17 protein-coding genes and 1 tRNA gene are annotated in these 15,820 nt (G+C 73.0%); 9 read left to right on the plus strand and 9 right to left on the minus strand.

The features are described 5' to 3' along the window. Positions 1–148: 148 nt before the first annotated feature. Together ACFQPP_RS12620 and ACFQPP_RS12625 are read left to right on the plus strand one after the other, a co-directional pair. A complete protein-coding gene (locus ACFQPP_RS12620; protein ID WP_376916992.1) occupies positions 149–1,075 on the plus strand; it encodes a DsbA family protein in 927 nt (308 codons plus the stop codon). After that, positions 1,075–2,040: a DsbA family protein gene (locus ACFQPP_RS12625; protein WP_376916993.1), complete on the plus strand. Its 966-nt coding sequence runs from the start codon at positions 1,075–1,077 to the stop codon at positions 2,038–2,040. Before ACFQPP_RS12620 ends, ACFQPP_RS12625 begins: the two co-directional genes overlap by 1 nt. A gap of 30 nt (positions 2,041–2,070) precedes the next feature. On the opposite strand, the gene ACFQPP_RS12630 is transcribed toward ACFQPP_RS12625, so the two are convergent. Then, positions 2,071–2,143: transfer RNA gene (locus ACFQPP_RS12630), tRNA-Thr, on the minus strand. A 34-nt stretch (positions 2,144–2,177) separates the two neighbouring features. Here ACFQPP_RS12630 and ACFQPP_RS12635 point away from each other — a divergent pair. Further along, positions 2,178–3,104: a DMT family transporter gene (locus ACFQPP_RS12635; RefSeq protein ID WP_376916994.1), complete on the plus strand. Its 927-nt coding sequence runs from the start codon at positions 2,178–2,180 to the stop codon at positions 3,102–3,104. 48 nt (positions 3,105–3,152) lie between these two features. Here the strand turns inward: ACFQPP_RS12635 and msrB are convergent, their stop codons facing one another. After that, positions 3,153–3,551 carry a peptide-methionine (R)-S-oxide reductase MsrB gene (msrB, locus tag ACFQPP_RS12640; RefSeq protein WP_376916995.1) on the minus strand — a complete coding sequence of 133 codons (399 nt, stop codon included), beginning with the start codon at positions 3,549–3,551 and terminating at the stop codon, positions 3,153–3,155. A 77-nt stretch (positions 3,552–3,628) separates the two neighbouring features. Here msrB and ACFQPP_RS12645 point away from each other — a divergent pair, with 77 nt between their 5' ends. The 4 genes from ACFQPP_RS12645 (at position 3,629) to groL (ending at position 7,291) form a co-directional block, all read left to right on the plus strand. After that, entirely contained in the window at positions 3,629–3,871 is a 243-nt protein-coding gene (locus ACFQPP_RS12645) for a DUF3263 domain-containing protein (RefSeq protein ID WP_376916996.1), read from the plus strand. Beyond that, positions 3,868–4,380 carry a LytR C-terminal domain-containing protein gene (locus ACFQPP_RS12650; RefSeq protein ID WP_376916997.1) on the plus strand — a complete coding sequence of 171 codons (513 nt, stop codon included), beginning with the start codon at positions 3,868–3,870 and terminating at the stop codon, positions 4,378–4,380. Before ACFQPP_RS12645 ends, ACFQPP_RS12650 begins: the two co-directional genes overlap by 4 nt. A 107-nt stretch (positions 4,381–4,487) precedes the next feature. Next, positions 4,488–5,537: a DUF3048 domain-containing protein gene (locus ACFQPP_RS12655; RefSeq protein ID WP_376916998.1), complete on the plus strand. Its 1,050-nt coding sequence runs from the start codon at positions 4,488–4,490 to the stop codon at positions 5,535–5,537. Between the two features lie 134 nt (positions 5,538–5,671). After that, a complete protein-coding gene (gene groL, locus ACFQPP_RS12660) occupies positions 5,672–7,291 on the plus strand; it encodes a chaperonin GroEL (protein ID WP_376916999.1) in 1,620 nt (539 codons plus the stop codon). Between the two features lie 113 nt (positions 7,292–7,404). Here the strand turns inward: groL and ACFQPP_RS12665 are convergent, their stop codons facing one another. The 6 genes from ACFQPP_RS12665 to ACFQPP_RS12690 form a co-directional block, all read right to left on the minus strand. Beyond that, complete coding sequence (locus ACFQPP_RS12665) at positions 7,405–7,695, minus strand: WXG100 family type VII secretion target (RefSeq protein WP_376917000.1); 291 nt, start codon at positions 7,693–7,695, stop codon at positions 7,405–7,407. Between the two features lie 42 nt (positions 7,696–7,737). Beyond that, a complete protein-coding gene (locus ACFQPP_RS12670; protein WP_376917001.1) occupies positions 7,738–9,363 on the minus strand; it encodes a sensor histidine kinase in 1,626 nt (541 codons plus the stop codon). A 4-nt stretch (positions 9,364–9,367) separates the two neighbouring features. Then, positions 9,368–10,066 carry a response regulator transcription factor gene (locus ACFQPP_RS12675; RefSeq protein ID WP_376917002.1) on the minus strand — a complete coding sequence of 233 codons (699 nt, stop codon included), beginning with the start codon at positions 10,064–10,066 and terminating at the stop codon, positions 9,368–9,370. 78 nt (positions 10,067–10,144) lie between these two features. Next, on the minus strand, positions 10,145–11,773 hold the full coding sequence (locus ACFQPP_RS12680) for a DNA repair helicase XPB (protein ID WP_376917003.1): 1,629 nt from the start codon (positions 11,771–11,773) through the stop codon (positions 10,145–10,147). 31 nt (positions 11,774–11,804) lie between these two features. After that, complete coding sequence (locus tag ACFQPP_RS12685; protein ID WP_376917004.1) at positions 11,805–13,436, minus strand: helicase-associated domain-containing protein; 1,632 nt, start codon at positions 13,434–13,436, stop codon at positions 11,805–11,807. 1 nt (position 13,437) lies between these two features. After that, the gene (locus ACFQPP_RS12690) at positions 13,438–13,713 is read right to left on the minus strand and encodes a hypothetical protein (protein ID WP_376917005.1); all 276 of its coding nucleotides are present in this window, start codon (positions 13,711–13,713) and stop codon (positions 13,438–13,440) included. Between the two features lie 65 nt (positions 13,714–13,778). On the opposite strand from ACFQPP_RS12690, the gene ACFQPP_RS12695 reads away from it, so the two are divergent. Together ACFQPP_RS12695 and ACFQPP_RS12700 are read left to right on the plus strand one after the other, a co-directional pair. Further along, the gene (locus tag ACFQPP_RS12695) at positions 13,779–14,162 is read left to right on the plus strand and encodes a cold-shock protein (RefSeq protein ID WP_376917006.1); all 384 of its coding nucleotides are present in this window, start codon (positions 13,779–13,781) and stop codon (positions 14,160–14,162) included. Then, positions 14,162–14,677 carry a DUF3027 domain-containing protein gene (locus ACFQPP_RS12700; RefSeq protein ID WP_376917007.1) on the plus strand — a complete coding sequence of 172 codons (516 nt, stop codon included), beginning with the start codon at positions 14,162–14,164 and terminating at the stop codon, positions 14,675–14,677. The genes ACFQPP_RS12695 and ACFQPP_RS12700 overlap by 1 nt, the downstream gene beginning before the upstream one ends. A gap of 37 nt (positions 14,678–14,714) precedes the next feature. Here the strand turns inward: ACFQPP_RS12700 and serC are convergent, their stop codons facing one another. Further along, positions 14,715–15,812: a phosphoserine transaminase gene (gene serC, locus ACFQPP_RS12705; protein WP_376917008.1), complete on the minus strand. Its 1,098-nt coding sequence runs from the start codon at positions 15,810–15,812 to the stop codon at positions 14,715–14,717. Positions 15,813–15,820 lie beyond the last annotated feature (8 nt).

The raw sequence follows: 15,820 nt of genomic DNA on the forward strand, positions 1-15,820 counted from the left end.
CACCGGCAGGTACGTGCCGGACGATCCTTCGTGAATGGAAGCGGGACCTCGTAGTCCCGTGTGCCGAACACTCTGGCACAGGCCTGGCGCAACTTCATAGCGATCGCCCGTATCCTGTCCCACGGCCCCACGACACCGACGAGGACCGATGACGAACGATCGACGACTCACCAAGAACGAGCGGCGCACGCAGGCGCGCGAGACCGCGAGGCTCCAGCAGCAGCAGCGACAGCGCCGCGAGCGGCTGACCAAGGGCCTCACGATCGGCGGCATCCTGATCGGCGCCCTCGCGCTCGTCGCGATCGTCACGCTCGTGATCGTGAACGCCATCCGCCCGCCGGGGCCCGGACCCGAGAACATGGCGTCCGACGGCATCGTGATCGGGCAGGGCTTCACGGCCGAGACGACGCCCGCCGTCGCCGCCGACGAGCCCCCCGTGGCGACGGAGGAGCGCGACGACGTCGTGCAGATCCGCGTCTACCAGGACTACCTCTGCCCGTTCTGCGGCGAGTTCGAGACGGCGAACGGCGAGTACATCGACGGCCTCCTCGAGGACGGCGTCGCGACGATCGAGTACCACCCGGTCTCGTTCCTCGACCGCCTCTCGCTCGGCGAGCAGTACTCGACGCGCGCGGCGAACGCGGCGGCGTGCGTCGCCGAGGCCGCCCCCGACGCGTTCCACGACTGGAACCGGCTGATGTACGAGAACCAGCCGGCCGAGAACACCGAGGGCCTCACCGACGCCGAGCTCATCGACATCGCGGGCCAGGCGGGCGTCGACACCGACGCCGCGTTCTCGGAGTGCATCGAGTCGGTGCAGTTCGAGGGATGGGTCGAGCGCGCCACGCAGGACGCCCAGCTCGAGCCGGGCCCGTCCGGCGAGGACGGCATGGAGATCACGGGCACGCCCACCGTCATCGTCGACGGCGAGCAGTACCGCGGCCAGCCCAGCGACGCCGCGTCGTTCACGGCCTTCGTGCAGGCGGCGCTCGGCCAGGTCGGCGGCGGCTCCGGCGGCGACGAGTCGCCGGCGCCCAGCGAGTCCGAGTCGACGCCCGAGCCGTCGGAGGGCTGATGCGCGTGCGCACCTGGCTCACCGGGTGCACCGCGCTGCTGCTGCTCGCAGGGTGCGCGCAGGCCGACGCGCCCTCCGAGCCGCAGACGCTCGGCGAGCTCTCGGCCGCGTACCTCGACGCGGGCGGCGCGTGCGAGGACCTCGTCGAGCAGTACCGCGATGGCGACGACGCCCCGGCGGTGGCGACGTGCGGCACCGACACGGTGCTGACGCTCGCCACCGACGAGGCGCAGGCCGCGCAGCTGCGCACGGGTGCGCTGCTGCGCGACGTCCCCGTGCTCGCATCGGGTCGCTGGATCGTGCAGGATCCGCAGGTCGCCGCGCTGCAGTCGTCGCTCGGCGGCGAGCTGTGGGCGCTCGATCCCGCCGACGGACCTGCGAACCTCGCCGACGCGCTCGTGGTCGACGCGTCGGGCGTCGTCGCCCAGCCTCCCGTGCCCGCCGACGGCGAGCCGGGGGAGGTGCCCGCCGAGGGCACGGTGATCACGGTCGTCGTCGACCCGACGTGCGAGTACTGCGCGCGCTTCGAGGCCGCGAACCGCGACCAGCTCGCGGCCTGGGCGGCGGACGGCACGGCGACGATCGTCTACCGGCCGGTCGCGCTCGACGACGCCATCGAGAACGGCTACGCCGCATCGTTGGGCGTCACCGCCATCGCCTGCGTCGCGGACGCCGATCCCGACGCGGCCCTGCCGCTGCTGCAGGCGATGCTCGAGGCGAACGTCGACCTCGACGCCGAGCGGGTGCTCGCGCTCGCCGACGACGCGTCGTCCGGCGCATCCGACTGCGTGCGCGACGGCACGTTCGCATGGTGGGCGCGGCACGCGACCGAGCGGGCGCTCGCCGACCCGCTGCCCGACGGCTCGCCGCTGCGCGGCGTGCCGAGCGTCTTCGTGGACGACAGGCTGTTCGCGGGAGACGTGAGCGACCCGGCGGCGTTCGCCGCCTTCGTCGCCGAGGGCTGACGCGCGGGCGCGCGGCGCGCGCCCAGGCCGAGCCCCCGGCCGGACTCGAACCGGCTACCTCCGCATTACAAGTGCGATGCTCTACCTGGTGAGCTACAGGGGCGCTCGCAGCATCCTGCCACGCCTAGGCTGGGTCGGTGCGTCTCGTATGGGTCCTCGCCGCCTTCGTCGGCGGCATGGCGATGGCGGCTCAGAGCCGCATCAACGGCGAGCTCGCCGTCCGCGTCGGCGACGGCATCGCGGCGGCCCTCGTCTCGTTCGGCGTCGGCCTCGCGCTCGTCGGCTCCCTGACGATCGCGCTGCCGTCCGGCCGCGCCGGCGCCGCGCGGATGCTCGCCGCGCTGCGCGAGGGCAGGCTGCGCTGGTGGTACGCGCTCACGGGCCTGTTCGGCGCCGTCGTCGTCGCCTCGCAGGGGCTCGCGGTGCCGACGCTCGGCGTCGCGCTCTTCACGGTCGGCATCGTCGCCGGCCAGACGCTCTCGGGCATCCTCGTCGACCGCATGGGCATCGGCGTGCTCGCGGCGAAGCGCGTCACGCCGCAGCGCGTGCTCGGCGCCCTCGTGACGATCGCAGCCGTCGCGACGGGGGCGGCGGCGGGCGGCTTCGCGTCGTCGTCGATCCTGCTCGTGCTGCTGCCGCTCGTCGCGGGCATGCTCATCGCGCTGCAGCAGGCCTTCGCGGGGCAGGTGCAGCACCACACGCGCTCCGCGCTCACGCAGACGACGTCGAACTTCCTCGTCGGCACGCTCGCGCTCGCGCTCGTCGTCGTCGTCCGCGTCGCAGGCGGGCTCGAGCTGCAGCCGCTGCCGGTCGAGTGGTGGCTGTACCTCGGCGGCCCGCTCGGCTGCCTCTTCATCGCGGTCGCCGCCGTCGCCGTGCATCGCATCGGCGTGCTCGCGCTCGGGCTCGCCTCGATCGCGGGCCAGGTCGTCATGGCGCTGGTGCTCGACCTCGTCGCACCGACGGCGGGGCATCCCGTCTCGGTCCTGTCGTACGTCGGCGCCGGCCTCGCGATCGCGGGCGTCGCCGTGTCGACCATGCGGCGTCGACCGCGCCCCGCATGACGAGACGCCGCGCCCGATGGGCGCGGCGTCGTCGTGGTAGGGGCGGGATCAGCCCTTCGGCGTGAAGTCCATCGCGACGGAGTTCATGCAGAAGCGGTCGCCCGTCGGCGTCTGCGGGGCGTCGTCGAAGACGTGGCCCAGGTGGCTGCCGCAGCGCGAGCATCGCACCTCGGTGCGCACCATGCCCAGCGAGCGGTCCTCGATGAGGGTCACGGCGCCCGGGTCTGCCTGGTAGAAGCTCGGCCAGCCGCATCCGGAGTCGAACTTCACCTCGTCGCTGAAGAGCTCCTGGCCGCATGCGCCGCAGGAGTAGACGCCGTGGCGCTGCTCGTCGAGCAGCGCACCCGTCCAGGGACGCTCGGTGCCCGCCTCGCGGAGCACCTTGTAGGCCTCCGGCGACAGCCGCTGTCGCCACTGGTCGTCGGTCGTCGCCTCGAAGTCGCTCATGTCCTCGATGCTACGCCGCACGAGCGCTCGCGGGCGCGCGCGACGATACGCCGAGGGCGAAGGTATGCTCGGGGGTCATGTCCGAGCCGGAGGACGCCGTCGCCCTGACGGCGCTGCAACGCTCGATCCTCGACTTCGAGGCGTCCTCGCGCACGCACGCCGGCGCGAAGGCGGGGGCGATCCGCTCCCGGTTCGGATGGTCCACGACCCGCTACTACCAGCTGCTGAACGCGCTGATCGACACGGAGGCCGCCCTGCGATACGACGCCCTGCTCGTGCGCAGGCTGCAGCGCATCCGCGACCGCGGGGAGACGTCGTGACCGACCGCTTCGACCATCCGCCGCGCCTCGGCCGCGTCGGCGTGCATCGCCTGCCCGAGCGCTCGTGGTGGCGCTGGTGGATGACGGCGATCGTGGCCGCGGCGGCGGCGGTCGTGCTCACGGTCGGAGGGCTCGGCATGCTGCAGCTGCTGCGCGTCGGAGGCATCGAGACGACCGAGGTCGCAGGGCCCGAGGCGGTCACCGACCCTGCTGCGCTGCCCGAGGGCACGACCGTGACGATCCTCGACGCATCCGGGGCGGGCCGCGGCCAGGAGGTGTCGGCGGCGCTGCAGGCGGCGGGCTGGCCCGTCGTCGCGGTCGCCGACGCGAGCGAGGGGCGCGAGTCCTCGACCGTCTACTACCAGGGCGACCTCGAGCCGTACGCCCTCGGTCTCGCGCAGACCCTCGGCACCGACGCCACCGAGGCGACCGCCGAGCCGCTGTCGGGCTCGACCCTCACGGTCATCGTCGGCGCGAGCGACGAGCCCGCGCCGTCGCCCACGCCCTAGCGGCCGAGGCCCGCTCGGCGCGCCGGGCGTGCCGCTCGTCGGCGCTTGCCGTCGCCCTCGGCGAGCCTCGCAGCCGGCGGCGCCATGGGGCACCTACCCTGGCGTGCATGCGAGCACGCACCGCCACGCGCCCGACCAGGGCGGCCCACGCCGCCGCGATCCTCCTCGTGGCGGCCGGCGTCCTCACCGCGTGCGCCGGCGACCCTGAGCCGTCGCCGACGCCGAGCGCGACCGAGACGGCGTCGCCGACGCCCAGCCCGGCGCCCGAGCCCGAGCCCATCCTGCAGCCGCTCACGGGCATCGAGGTCGAGACGGCGGTCGCGGGCCCGGCGCTCGCCGCGAAGATCGACGACCACCCGGCCGCCCAGCCCCAGATCGGCCTCGAGGCGACCGACATCGTCTTCGAGGAGCTCGTCGAGGGCGGCATGACGCGCTACGTCGCCGTCTGGCACTCGACCGTGCCCGAGCAGGTCGGCCCCGTGCGCTCGATCCGCCCGATGGATCCGGCGATCATCTCGCCGCTGGGCGGGATGGTGGCCTACTCGGGCGGGCAGCAGCCCTTCGTCGACGCCATGGCCGCGACGGGTCTGCCGAACGTCGTCCACGGCGGTGCCTACGACGGCTACTTCTTCCGCTCGGGCGATCGCGCCGCGCCGCACAACGTCATCCTGAACGCACGGCAGCTGCTCGCCGACAACGCGTCGATCGCAGCACCCCAGCAGCACTTCGCCTACCCCGTCGACGGCGCTGCGCCGTCGTCGCAGGCGGCGGGCGCGCCCGCCGCGCGCCTCGACCTCGGGTTCTCGCCGTCGCAGTCGCGCCAGTGGGGATGCGACGCGGGCACGGGCCGGTGGCTGCGGTGGCAGAACGGAGCCGCCGACATGGCGGCGGGCGGCGGGCAGCTGAGCGCTGCGAACGTCGTCGTGCTCAGCGTGCAGATCCGCAACAACGGTGGCGTGCCCGAGACGATGCTCGCCGGCACGAACGGCACCGGCGTCGTGCAGAGCGGCTGCACGACCATCGCGGTCGAATGGTCGAAGCCCGACATGACGACGCCCATCCGGCTCACGGACGCCGCGGGCCAGCCCGTCACCCTCACGCCGGGCAACACGTGGGTCGAGCTCGTGCCGAGCGACGGCTCGATCGCGGTCGGCTGAGCGGTCGGCGCACCGCGGCGCAGCGCGTCGCGCTCGCTTGCACTCGCGTGCCCTGAGTGCCAGACTCGTCCCTGGCACTCGCGACCGTCGAGTGCCAGCAGACGTGTCGACGTGTCCAGGAGGGACGAGACTCAATGGCAAAGATGATCGCATTCGACGAGGAGGCCCGCCGCGGCCTCGAGCGTGGTCTGAACACGCTCGCCGACGCGGTGCGCGTCACCCTCGGCCCGCGCGGCCGCAACGTCGTGCTCGAGAAGAAGTGGGGCGCCCCCACCATCACGAACGACGGTGTGTCGATCGCGAAGGAGATCGAGCTCGACGACCCGTACGAGAAGATCGGCGCGGAGCTCGTCAAGGAGGTCGCGAAGAAGACCGACGACGTCGCAGGCGACGGCACGACGACCGCGACGGTGCTCGCGCAGGCGCTCGTCCGCGAGGGCCTCCGCAACGTGGCGGCCGGCGCCGACCCCATCAGCCTCAAGCGCGGCATCGAGAAGGCGACCGCAGCGGTCTCCGAGCAGCTCGTGGCCCACGCGAAGGACATCGAGACGACCGAGGAGATCGCCGCGACGGCATCCATCTCGGCCGCCGACCCCGAGATCGGCAAGCTCATCGCCGAGGCGATCGACAAGGTCGGCAAGGAGGGGGTCGTCACCGTCGAGGAGTCGAACACCTACGGCACCGAGCTCGAGCTCACCGAGGGCATGCGCTTCGACAAGGGCTTCCTGTCGCAGTACTTCGTCACCGACCCCGACCGCCAGGAGACGGTGTTCGAGGACGCCTACATCCTCATCGCCAACCAGAAGATCTCGGCGATCAAGGACCTCCTCCCGATCGTCGACCAGGTGATCCAGGCGGGCAAGCAGCTCGTCATCATCGCCGAGGACGTCGACGGCGAGGCGCTCGCGACGCTCGTCGTGAACAAGATCCGCGGCATCTTCAAGTCGGTCGCCGTCAAGGCTCCCGGCTTCGGCGACCGCCGCAAGGCGCAGCTGGCCGACATCGCCATCCTCACGGGCGGCGAGGTCATCTCCGAGGAGCTCGGCCTCAAGCTCGAGGGCGTGCAGCTCTCGCAGCTCGGCCGTGCGCGCAAGGTCGTCATCACGAAGGACGAGACGACGATCGTCGAGGGTGCGGGCGACGCAGAGGCCATCGCAGGCCGCGTGCGCCAGATCCGCTCCGAGATCGACGCGACCGACTCGGACTACGACCGCGAGAAGCTCCAGGAGCGCCTCGCGAAGCTCGCAGGCGGCGTCGCCGTCATCAAGGCGGGTGCCGCGACCGAGGTCGAGCTCAAGGAGCGCAAGCACCGCATCGAGGACGCCGTGCGCAACGCGAAGGCCGCCGTCGAGGAGGGCATCGTCGCCGGTGGTGGCGTCGCGCTCATCCAGGCCGGCAAGGCTGCGTTCGAGACCCTCGAGCTCACGGGCGACGAGGCGACGGGTGCGAACATCGTGCGCGTCGCGATCGACGCGCCGCTGAAGCAGATCGCCCTCAACGCGGGCCTCGAGCCCGGCGTCGTGGTCGAGAAGGTGCGCTCGCTCGAGCCGGGTCACGGCCTCAACGCCGCGACCGGCGAGTACGTCGACATGCTCGCCGCCGGCATCGCCGACCCGGTGAAGGTCACGCGCTCGGCGCTGCAGAACGCCGCGTCGATCGCCGGCCTCTTCCTCACGACCGAGGTCGTCGTCGCCGACAAGCCCGAGAAGAACCCGATGCCCGCTGGCGACCCCACGGGTGGCATGGACTTCTGAGTCCAGCACGACAGCGCGTCCGCAGGGCGCACGACGAAGGGCCCCGAGCAGCTGCTCGGGGCCCTTCCCGCGTCCTGGCCGCGGCGGCCCTGCGGCCCGCGACCGGGGCGGAGTCACACGGCGAAGAGCCGCATGTTGGCCGACTCGACGTCGGTGTACTGCTGGCTCGCGGTCTGCAGCGCGATGGTGATCTGCCGCAGCGACTCCTCGACGCGCTGCTGCGTCGCCCGCCAGTCGGTGGCGCACCCCTGGAACGCGGCCGATGCGCCGCCGCTCCACGAGTCCTGCAGGGCCTGCAGCTGCCCGTGCAGGGCTGCGCAGTCGGTCTGGATGCGGCCCACGGTGGCGTGCGCTGCCGCGCGCGCCGCGTCGATGGCGTCGCTGTCGACGACGTACCTGGTCATCGTTCCTCCTCGCTGTCCCGGTCGAGCCGGGGTGTGGCGAGGCTAGGCGTCGGATGCCTCGTCGTCGTGGTCGCGACGGGCGCGCTGGGGAGGGCTCGTCGTGGTCGTCGCCTGGTCGGGACGGATGCGCTCCGTCAGCTCGAGGAGCGCGGCGTCGCCCGCGAGCGGGAGCGCGATGCGGAAGGTCGCGCCGCCGCCCTGCGTCTCGACGACGTCGATGCGCCCGCCGTGCGCCGCGACGATGCCCTGCACGATCGCGAGGCCGAGGCCCGATCCGCCCGTGTCGCGCGCACGCGACTTGTCGGCGCGGTAGAACCGCTGGAAGATCTTGCGCCGCAGCGGCGGCGCGACGCCCTCGCCGTGGTCGATGACGTGCAGCACGGCCTCGCGTCGACGCCACGAGACGCCGACGCCGAGCTCGATGGGCGTGCCGTCGGCCGTGTAGCGCAGGGCGTTGCCCACGAGGTTCGCGATGACCTGTCGCATCGAGTTCTCGTCGGCGAGCACGACCGCGGGCGGCGCGACGGGCGGCGGCGCGAAGACCTCGCCGGGTGCCGAGCCCGCGTCGACGATCGTCTGCGCGTCGGGGTCGATCGAGAGCGCCCCGAACGTGCGATCCTTCGCCGACACGCGAGCGTCGAGCACGGCGTCGTGGATCAGGGGCACGAGGTCGAGCGGCCGCAGCTGCAGCGGGCGACGCTCGTCGAGGCGCGCGAGCGTCAGCAGGTCCTCCACGAGGGTGCCCATGCGCTTCGCCTCGCGCTCGATGCGATCCATGGCGCTCGCGACGTCCTCGGGGCGCTGGATCGCCCCCATGCGGTACAGCTCGGCGTAGCCGCGCACCGACACGAGCGGCGTGCGCAGCTCGTGGCTCGCATCGCCCACGAACTGCCGCATCTGCGTCACCGACTCGTCGCGCTCCTCGAGGGCCGTCTCGACGCGCGCGAGCATGCCGTTCAGCGACTGGCGCAGGCTTCCGACCTCGGTGCGAGGGTCGCCCGCGTCGAGGCGCGTCTCGTAGTCGCCGTCGGCGAAGCGCTCGGCGACCTGCGCGACCGTGCGCAGCTGCCGCAGCGCCGTGTCGACGAGCACGCGCGTGAACGCGGCGCTCAGCAGCACGGCGAGCAGGGCGAAGCCTGCGAACACGATGACGAACGAGCGCCAGGTGTTCTCGACGCGGTCGAGGCCGACGGCGACGACGAGCGTCGCGATCTCGCCGCGCTCGTCGACGACGAGCGGCAGCACGTCGATCCGCCAGCTGCTCTCGCGGTTGTGGCTCGGCACGCTGAACGGGCGATCGTCGGTCGCGACGTAGGCGAGCGAGACGCCGTCGAGGTCGGGGAGGTTCTGCGACGCTCCGCCGGGGTTGTTGCGGCACGTCACCGAGCCTCGGGCGTCGAGGATCGCGATGTAGTAGGTGTTCGGGATCTCCTGCTCGAGCTCGCATTGGCGCGAGCCCACGTCGTCGAGGCTCTCGAGGTCGAGGTCGTCGTACGTCTGCAGCGCGTAGCTGAGGTCGCGGTCGGTGCCGTCGAGCAGCGACTGGCGCACGACGGTCATCGTGCCGAGGCCCGCGATGAGCAGGCCGATCGTCATGACGACGACGATCAGGATGGTGATCCTGGCTGCGAGCGAGACGCTGCCGAGGCGCGTGCGCAGCGAACGCACGCGACTACGCGGACTTCGGGGCCTTGAGCATGTACCCGAAGCCGCGCTTCGTGATGATCATCGGCTCGCTGGTGTGGCCATCGACCTTGCGGCGCAGGTACGAGATGTACGACTCGACGATGCCGACGTCGCCGTTGAAGTCGTACTCCCAGACGTGGTCGAGGATCTGGGTCTTCGACAGCACGCGGTTGGGGTTGAGCATGAGGTAGCGCAGCAGCTTGAACTCGGTGGGGGAGAGCTCGATCTCCTCGTCGGCGACCGTGACCTCGTGCGTGTCCTGGTTCATGACGACCTCGCCGATGCGCAGCGTCGCGTCGTCGTCCTCGGCGCGGGTGCGGCGGAGGATGGCCTTGATGCGCGCGATGATCTCGTCGAGCGAGAAGGGCTTCGTGACGTAGTCGTCGCCGCCGACGGTGAGGCCCGTGACCTTGTCGTCGGTGTCGTCCTTCGCGGTGAGGAAGAGGATGGGCGACGTGAAGCCCGATGCGCGCAGGCGCTTCGTGACGCCGAAGCCGTTGATGTCGGGGAGCATGACGTCGAGCAGGATGAGGTCGGGCTCCTCCTCGAGCACCGCCGAGATCGCCGCCGCGCCGGCGCCGACGGATCGCACGTCGAAGCCGCTGAAGCGGAGGCTCGTCGTCAGCAGGTCGCGGATGTGGGGCTCGTCGTCGACGACCAGGATCTTGGGGGCGGCGTCAGTCATGCCCTCAGTCTCTGACCGTCGCCTGATCGCTTCCTGGACACCACGCCGTCGGGGGACGAGGTCGTGGTGCCGCGAGGCTCAGAGGTCGGCTGCGTCGAGGATCTCGTACGCGTAGCCCTGCTCGGCGAGGAAGCGCTGGCGCCCGAGCGCGAAGTCCTGGTCGATCGTGTCGCGCGCGACGAGCGTGTAGAACGAGGCCGTGCCCCCACCGGACTTGGGGCGCAGCAGTCGTCCGAGGCGCTGCGCCTCCTCCTGCCGCGAGCCGAACGAGCCCGAGACCTGGATCGCGACCGACGCATCCGGCAGGTCGACCGAGAAGTTCGCGACCTTCGACACGACGAGCGTCGCGATCGTGCCGTCGCGGAAGCCCTGGAAGAGGCTCTCGCGCTCGTCGACGGGCGTCTGCCCCGTGATGAGGGGCGCGTCGAGCGCCTCGGCGAGCGTGTCGAGCTGGTCGAGGTACTGCCCGATGACGAGCGTCTGCTCGCCCTCGTGCCTGCGCAGGATGCGCTGGGCGATCGTGACCTTCGCCGGGCTCGACGCCGCGATGCGGTAGCGCTCGCGGTCGGCGCTCGCCGCGTACTCGAGCCGCTCGGACTCGGTGAGGTCGATGCGCACCTCGTAGCACTGCGCGGGCGCGATGAAGCCCTGGGCCTCGATCTCCTTCCACGGCGCGTCGAAGCGCTTGGGGCCGATGAGGCTGAAGACGTCGGACTCGCGGCCGTCCTCGCGCACGAGCGTCGCCGTGAGGCCGAGCCTGCGGCGCGCCTGCAGGTCGGCGGTGAGCTTGAACACCGGCGCGGGCAGCAGGTGCACCTCGTCGTACACGACGAGCCCCCAGTCGAGCGCGTCGAGCACGCGCAGGTGCGCGAGCTCGCCGCCGCGCTTCGCGGTGAGGATCTGGTACGTCGCGATCGTGACGGGCCGGATCTCCTTCGACTGGCCCGAGTACTCGCCGATGTCGTCCTCGGTGAGGCTCGTGCGGGCGAGGAGCTCGCTGCGCCACTGCCGTGCGGAGACGGTGTTCGTCACGAGGATGAGGGTCGTCGTGTCGGTCGCGGCCATCGCCGCCGCGCCCACGAGCGTCTTGCCGGCGCCGCACGGCAGCACGACGACGCCCGAGCCGGCGTCGGCGAAGTGCCGCACGGCATCCTGCTGGTACGGCCGCAGCTCCCAGCCGTCCTCGACGAGCTCGATGTCGAACGGCGTGCCGGGCGTGAACCCCGCGAGGTCCTCCGCGGGCCAGCCGATCTTCACGAGCTCCTGCTTCAGCTGGCCGCGCGCCCAGTCGACGACGCGGATGCCGCCGGGCACGTCCTCGGCGAGGAGCGGCGCGATGCGCTTCGAGCGCCGCACCTCGGCGAGCACGGGCCGGTCCTCGCTCACGAGCCGCAGGCCCTCGTCGTCGCGGTCGATCGTGAGGCGGCCGTAGCGGCTCACGGTCTCGCGCATGTCGAGCGCGACCGCCGACGGCACGGGGAAGCGCGCGTGGCGCTCGAGCGTGCCGAGCATCTCGTCGGCCGTGTGGCCGGCCGCACGGGCGTTCCACAGCCCGAGCTGCGTGATGCGGTACGTGTGGATGTGCTCGGGTGCGCGCTCGAGCTCGGCGAAGACCGCGAGCTCGTGCCGCGCGTCCGCAGCGGCGGGATGCGCGACCTCGAGCAGCACGGTTCGGTCGCTCTGCACGATCAACGGGCCGTCGTTCACGACCGTCGAGCCTAGCCCCGTCGGCTATGCGTCACGGCACGCCGGTGAGATGCGTGATGGCGGTGACGGGCAGCGTGCGCTCGACGTCGCTCGCGAGGTCGCGGGCGCGCAGCCTGCCGTTCGCGACGCCGAGGGGCAGCAGCGCGAGCTCGCGCTCCTCGCCGCCGACGTCGACGCGCACCTGCACGCTCACCCGCTCGCGGGCCGCGACCTGCAGCCGACGCTCGAGCCACGCGCGCTCCTCGCCGCCGACGTCGAAGCCCGAGCCGCGCAGCCGCTGCACGAGCGGCGTCGGCGGCGGCGCGAGCACCTCGGCGACGTGGCGAGCGGGCGCGAGCAGCTCGCCCTCGGCGTCCTCGACGGCGGCGGGGTAGCGGCGCGCACGCAGCGCGGCGAGCACCATCGCGGGCTCGGCGCGCGTGACGAGCCTGCGCGGGCTCTCCTCGCGCATCCGCAGCGGCGCGAGCCCGTGGTCGACGGCGAGCTCGGCGATGAGCGCCGGCTCCGCGCGCACCGCCGTGCGGTCGGGGCCGTCGGCGAGCGCGAGCACGCGCACGGATCCGAAGCGCGCGGCGGCGTCGCGCACGAGGTAGGCGACGGGCTGCGGCACGCCCGTGAGGGAGATGGCATCGAGCAGCCCGAGGATGCTCGCCTCGTCCTCGCCGGCTGCGAGGCCGCGCGACAGCGATGCGAGCGACATGCGGTACGTCGAGGCCGTGCCGCGCTGCTCGAGGTCGGCGACGAGGCGCACGCGGGACTCGAGCGCGGGCTGGAGGGGACCGGGCACGACGATCGAGAGGTCGGGCTGCACGTAGGCGCGATCGATCTCGTGGGGCACGAGCGCGTCGAGCACGGCGTCGGCGCCGTCGCCCGCGAGCGACGTGGCGGCCCCGTCGCGGATGCCGAGGCGCGCCGCCCGCGCCGCGGCGGTGGCGAGGCGCTCGAGCGTCGCGGCGCCCGCGAGCGGGAATCGCGCGGCGGCGGGCGCGGCGTCGGGCGCGGTCGCCACGGCGCGCTCGGCCCACTCGATCGCGGCGAGCCAGCCGTCGCGCAGTCGCAGCCAGCGCGCGGGCAGGGGAGCGCCCAGCCAGCCCTCCGCAGCCGTCGACGCCACGAGCGCGGCGTCGCGCACCGCGAGCAGGCCGGCCGCGCGCGCGATGGCGACGGCGTCGAGCACGGCATCGGCGTCGGTCGCGAGCGCCTCCGCGAGCCTGCGCGCATCCGCCATGGCGACGGCGCCGCGCGCCAGCATCTGGATGGGCTGCTCGAGCGCGGCGCGCACGACCTCGCCGACGAGCAGCACCGTCGCGAACGCGCGCTCCGCGGCCCGTGCGTCGTCGGGGGAGGCTGTGGGCGTCTCGCGCGCCCCCTCGCCTGCGGGCGCAGCGGCCGCCTGCCTGCGGGCCTCGTCGAGCGCGACGCCCGCGACGCCGAGGCCGAGCGCGTCGAGCCGGGGCGTCGTCGCCCCGGTCGCGAGCGCGACCAGCTCGTCGTCGCGCACGCCCTCGAGCGCCGCGGCGACCGACTCGGGGCGGCGCAGCTGCTCGGCCACGTCGAAGTAGGAGGCGACGTGCTGCGGCACGTGCCGCGTCCGCACGAGGGCGTCGAGGGCGTCGTCGCTCAGCGCCTGCAGCGCTCCGGCGAGCTCGACCGTCGTCGGCACGTCAGCCCCGACCGCGTCCCTTGCGCACCGCGGAGAGCACGAGCAGCGCGATGACGCACAGCAGCCCGAGCGGCAGCGCGACCACGGGGATCGCGAACGCGTACGGCCACGGCCCCTCGTCGAGCCACGTCCACGTCGACCGCAGGGCGATCTGCGCGAGCGTCACGACGAATCCGAGCAGCGCGGCGCCGACGAGCGTCGCGGCGGCGATCGCGAGGATGCGCTCGATCGTGCCGATGATGTCGGCGCGGGCGCCGCCTGCACGCGTGCTGGGCATCCGTCGAGACTACCAGCGGGCGATAGCCTGGGGTCCGCACCACCCACGCACATCAAGGGAGCATCGTGCCCACTGGCAAGGTCAAGTTCTTCGACGAGGACAAGGGCTTCGGCTTCATCGCCGGAGACGATGGCGTCGAGGTGTTCGTCCACGCCTCCGCCGTGCCCGACGGCGCGACGCTGAAGGGCGGCACGCGCGTCGAGTACGGCGTCGCCGAGGGGCGCCGCGGCGCCCAGGCGCTGTCGCTGCGCGTGCTCGACGCACCCGCGGTGTCCGCCGTGCGGCAGTCGCGCCGCTCGAGCGAGGACATGGCGGTGATCGTCGAGGACCTCGTGAAGCTGCTCGACGGCGTCGGCGAGGGCATGCGGCACGGCCGCTACCCGAGCCCGGACCAGGCACGCAAGGTCGCGACCGTGCTGCGTCGCGTCGCCGACGACCTGGAGGCGTGATGGCCATCGTGCCGAGCCAGGAGGCCCTGCGCCTCGCCGAGGCCGCGCTCGACGAGATCGCGCCCGCGGGTGCCGTGGGCGACGTCGTCGACGCCGCCGACGAGCAGGGCGTGCTCGCGCTGCGCTACCAGTCGCTGCTCGCGGGCTACCCGGACTGGCTGTGGACCGTGACGCTCGCGACCGACGACGCCGGTGCGCAGACGGTGCTCGAGGTCGCGCTGCTGCCGGGCGAGGGCTCGCTCGTCGCCCCCGACTGGGTGCCGTGGGCCGACCGGCTCGCCGACTACCTCGCCGCGAAGGAGGCCGCGCAGGCCGAGGACGACGACGACGCGGACGACGACGACGCCGACGACGAGGAGTCGGACGACGAGTCCGAGGGCGACGACTTCGACGACTTCGACGAGGGCGACCTCGCGGCCGGCGACGAGCAGGACGGCGTCGACGTCGACGACGCGCTCGCCACCGCGGACGACGCCGCATCGGCATCGGACGAGGACGAGGCGGCCGGACGCTGACGCATCCGACCGCCTCGGTCGCTCGGCTCCCGCGCCGCTAGATGCGCTCGAGCACGTGGTCGAGGCAGGCGACGAGCGCCTCGACGTCGCTCGGCTCGATGCCCGCGAAGGTCGCGACGCGGATCTGGTTGCGGCCGAGCTTGCGATAGGGCTCGGTGTCGACGATGCCGTTCGCGCGCAGGGCCCGCGTGACTGCCGTCGCATCGACCGACTCGTCGAAGTCGATCGTGACGACGACCTGCGAGCGGTGCTCGGCGTCGGCGACGAACGGCTGCGCGTCGCCGCGGGCCTCGGCCCACGCGTAGAGGGTGTCCGACGACTGCCGCGTGCGCGCCGCCATCGCAGGCAGGCCACCCTGCTCGAGCATCCAGCCCAGCTGTTCGTCGAGCATCACGAGCGTCGCGATCGCGGGGGTGTTGAGGGTCTGCTCGAGGCGCGAGTTGTCGAGGGCCTGCTTGAGGCTCAGCGACTCCGGCACGTAGCGGCCCGATGCTGCGATCGACTCGATGCGCTCGATCGCGGCGGGCGAGACGAGGGCGAGCCACAGGCCGCCGTCGGATCCGAGGTTCTTCTGCGGCGCGAAGTAGTAGACGTCGGATGCGCTCGCGTCGAAGTCGATGCCGCCGGCGGCGCTCGTGGCGTCGACCAGCGTGAGGCCCTCGCTCGCGCGCACCACGGGGTGCATGACGCCCGTCGACGTCTCGTTGTGCGGGTACGCGACGACGTCGACGCCCTCGACGGGCTCGAGCACGGGGCGCGACCCGGCCGGCGCGCTCGCGACGCTCGGAGCCTCGAGCCACGGCGCGGCGGTCGCCTTGGCGAACTTCGCACCGAACTCGCCGAACGCGAGATGGTGCGCGCGGCGCTCGACGAGCCCGAAGGCCGCCGCATCCCAGAACGTCGTCGAGCCGCCGTTGCCGAGGATGACCTCGAAGCCGTCGGGAGCCGAGAGCAGGTCGGCGATGCGCGACCGCACCGAGCCGACGAGGCCGCGCACGGGCGCCTGCCGATGGCTCGTGCCGAGCAGGCGGGAGGCGGCGAGCGCCTCCACCTGGGCGGGTCGCACCTTGGCGGGACCGCAGCCGAAGCGGCCGTCGGCTGGGAGGAGGGAGGCGGGGATGACGAGGTCGCTCACCGCGTCAG

The sequence above is a fragment of the Agrococcus sp. GCM10030265 genome, assembly GCF_042666675.1.
Taxonomy (GTDB): Bacteria; Actinomycetota; Actinomycetes; order Actinomycetales; family Microbacteriaceae; genus Agrococcus.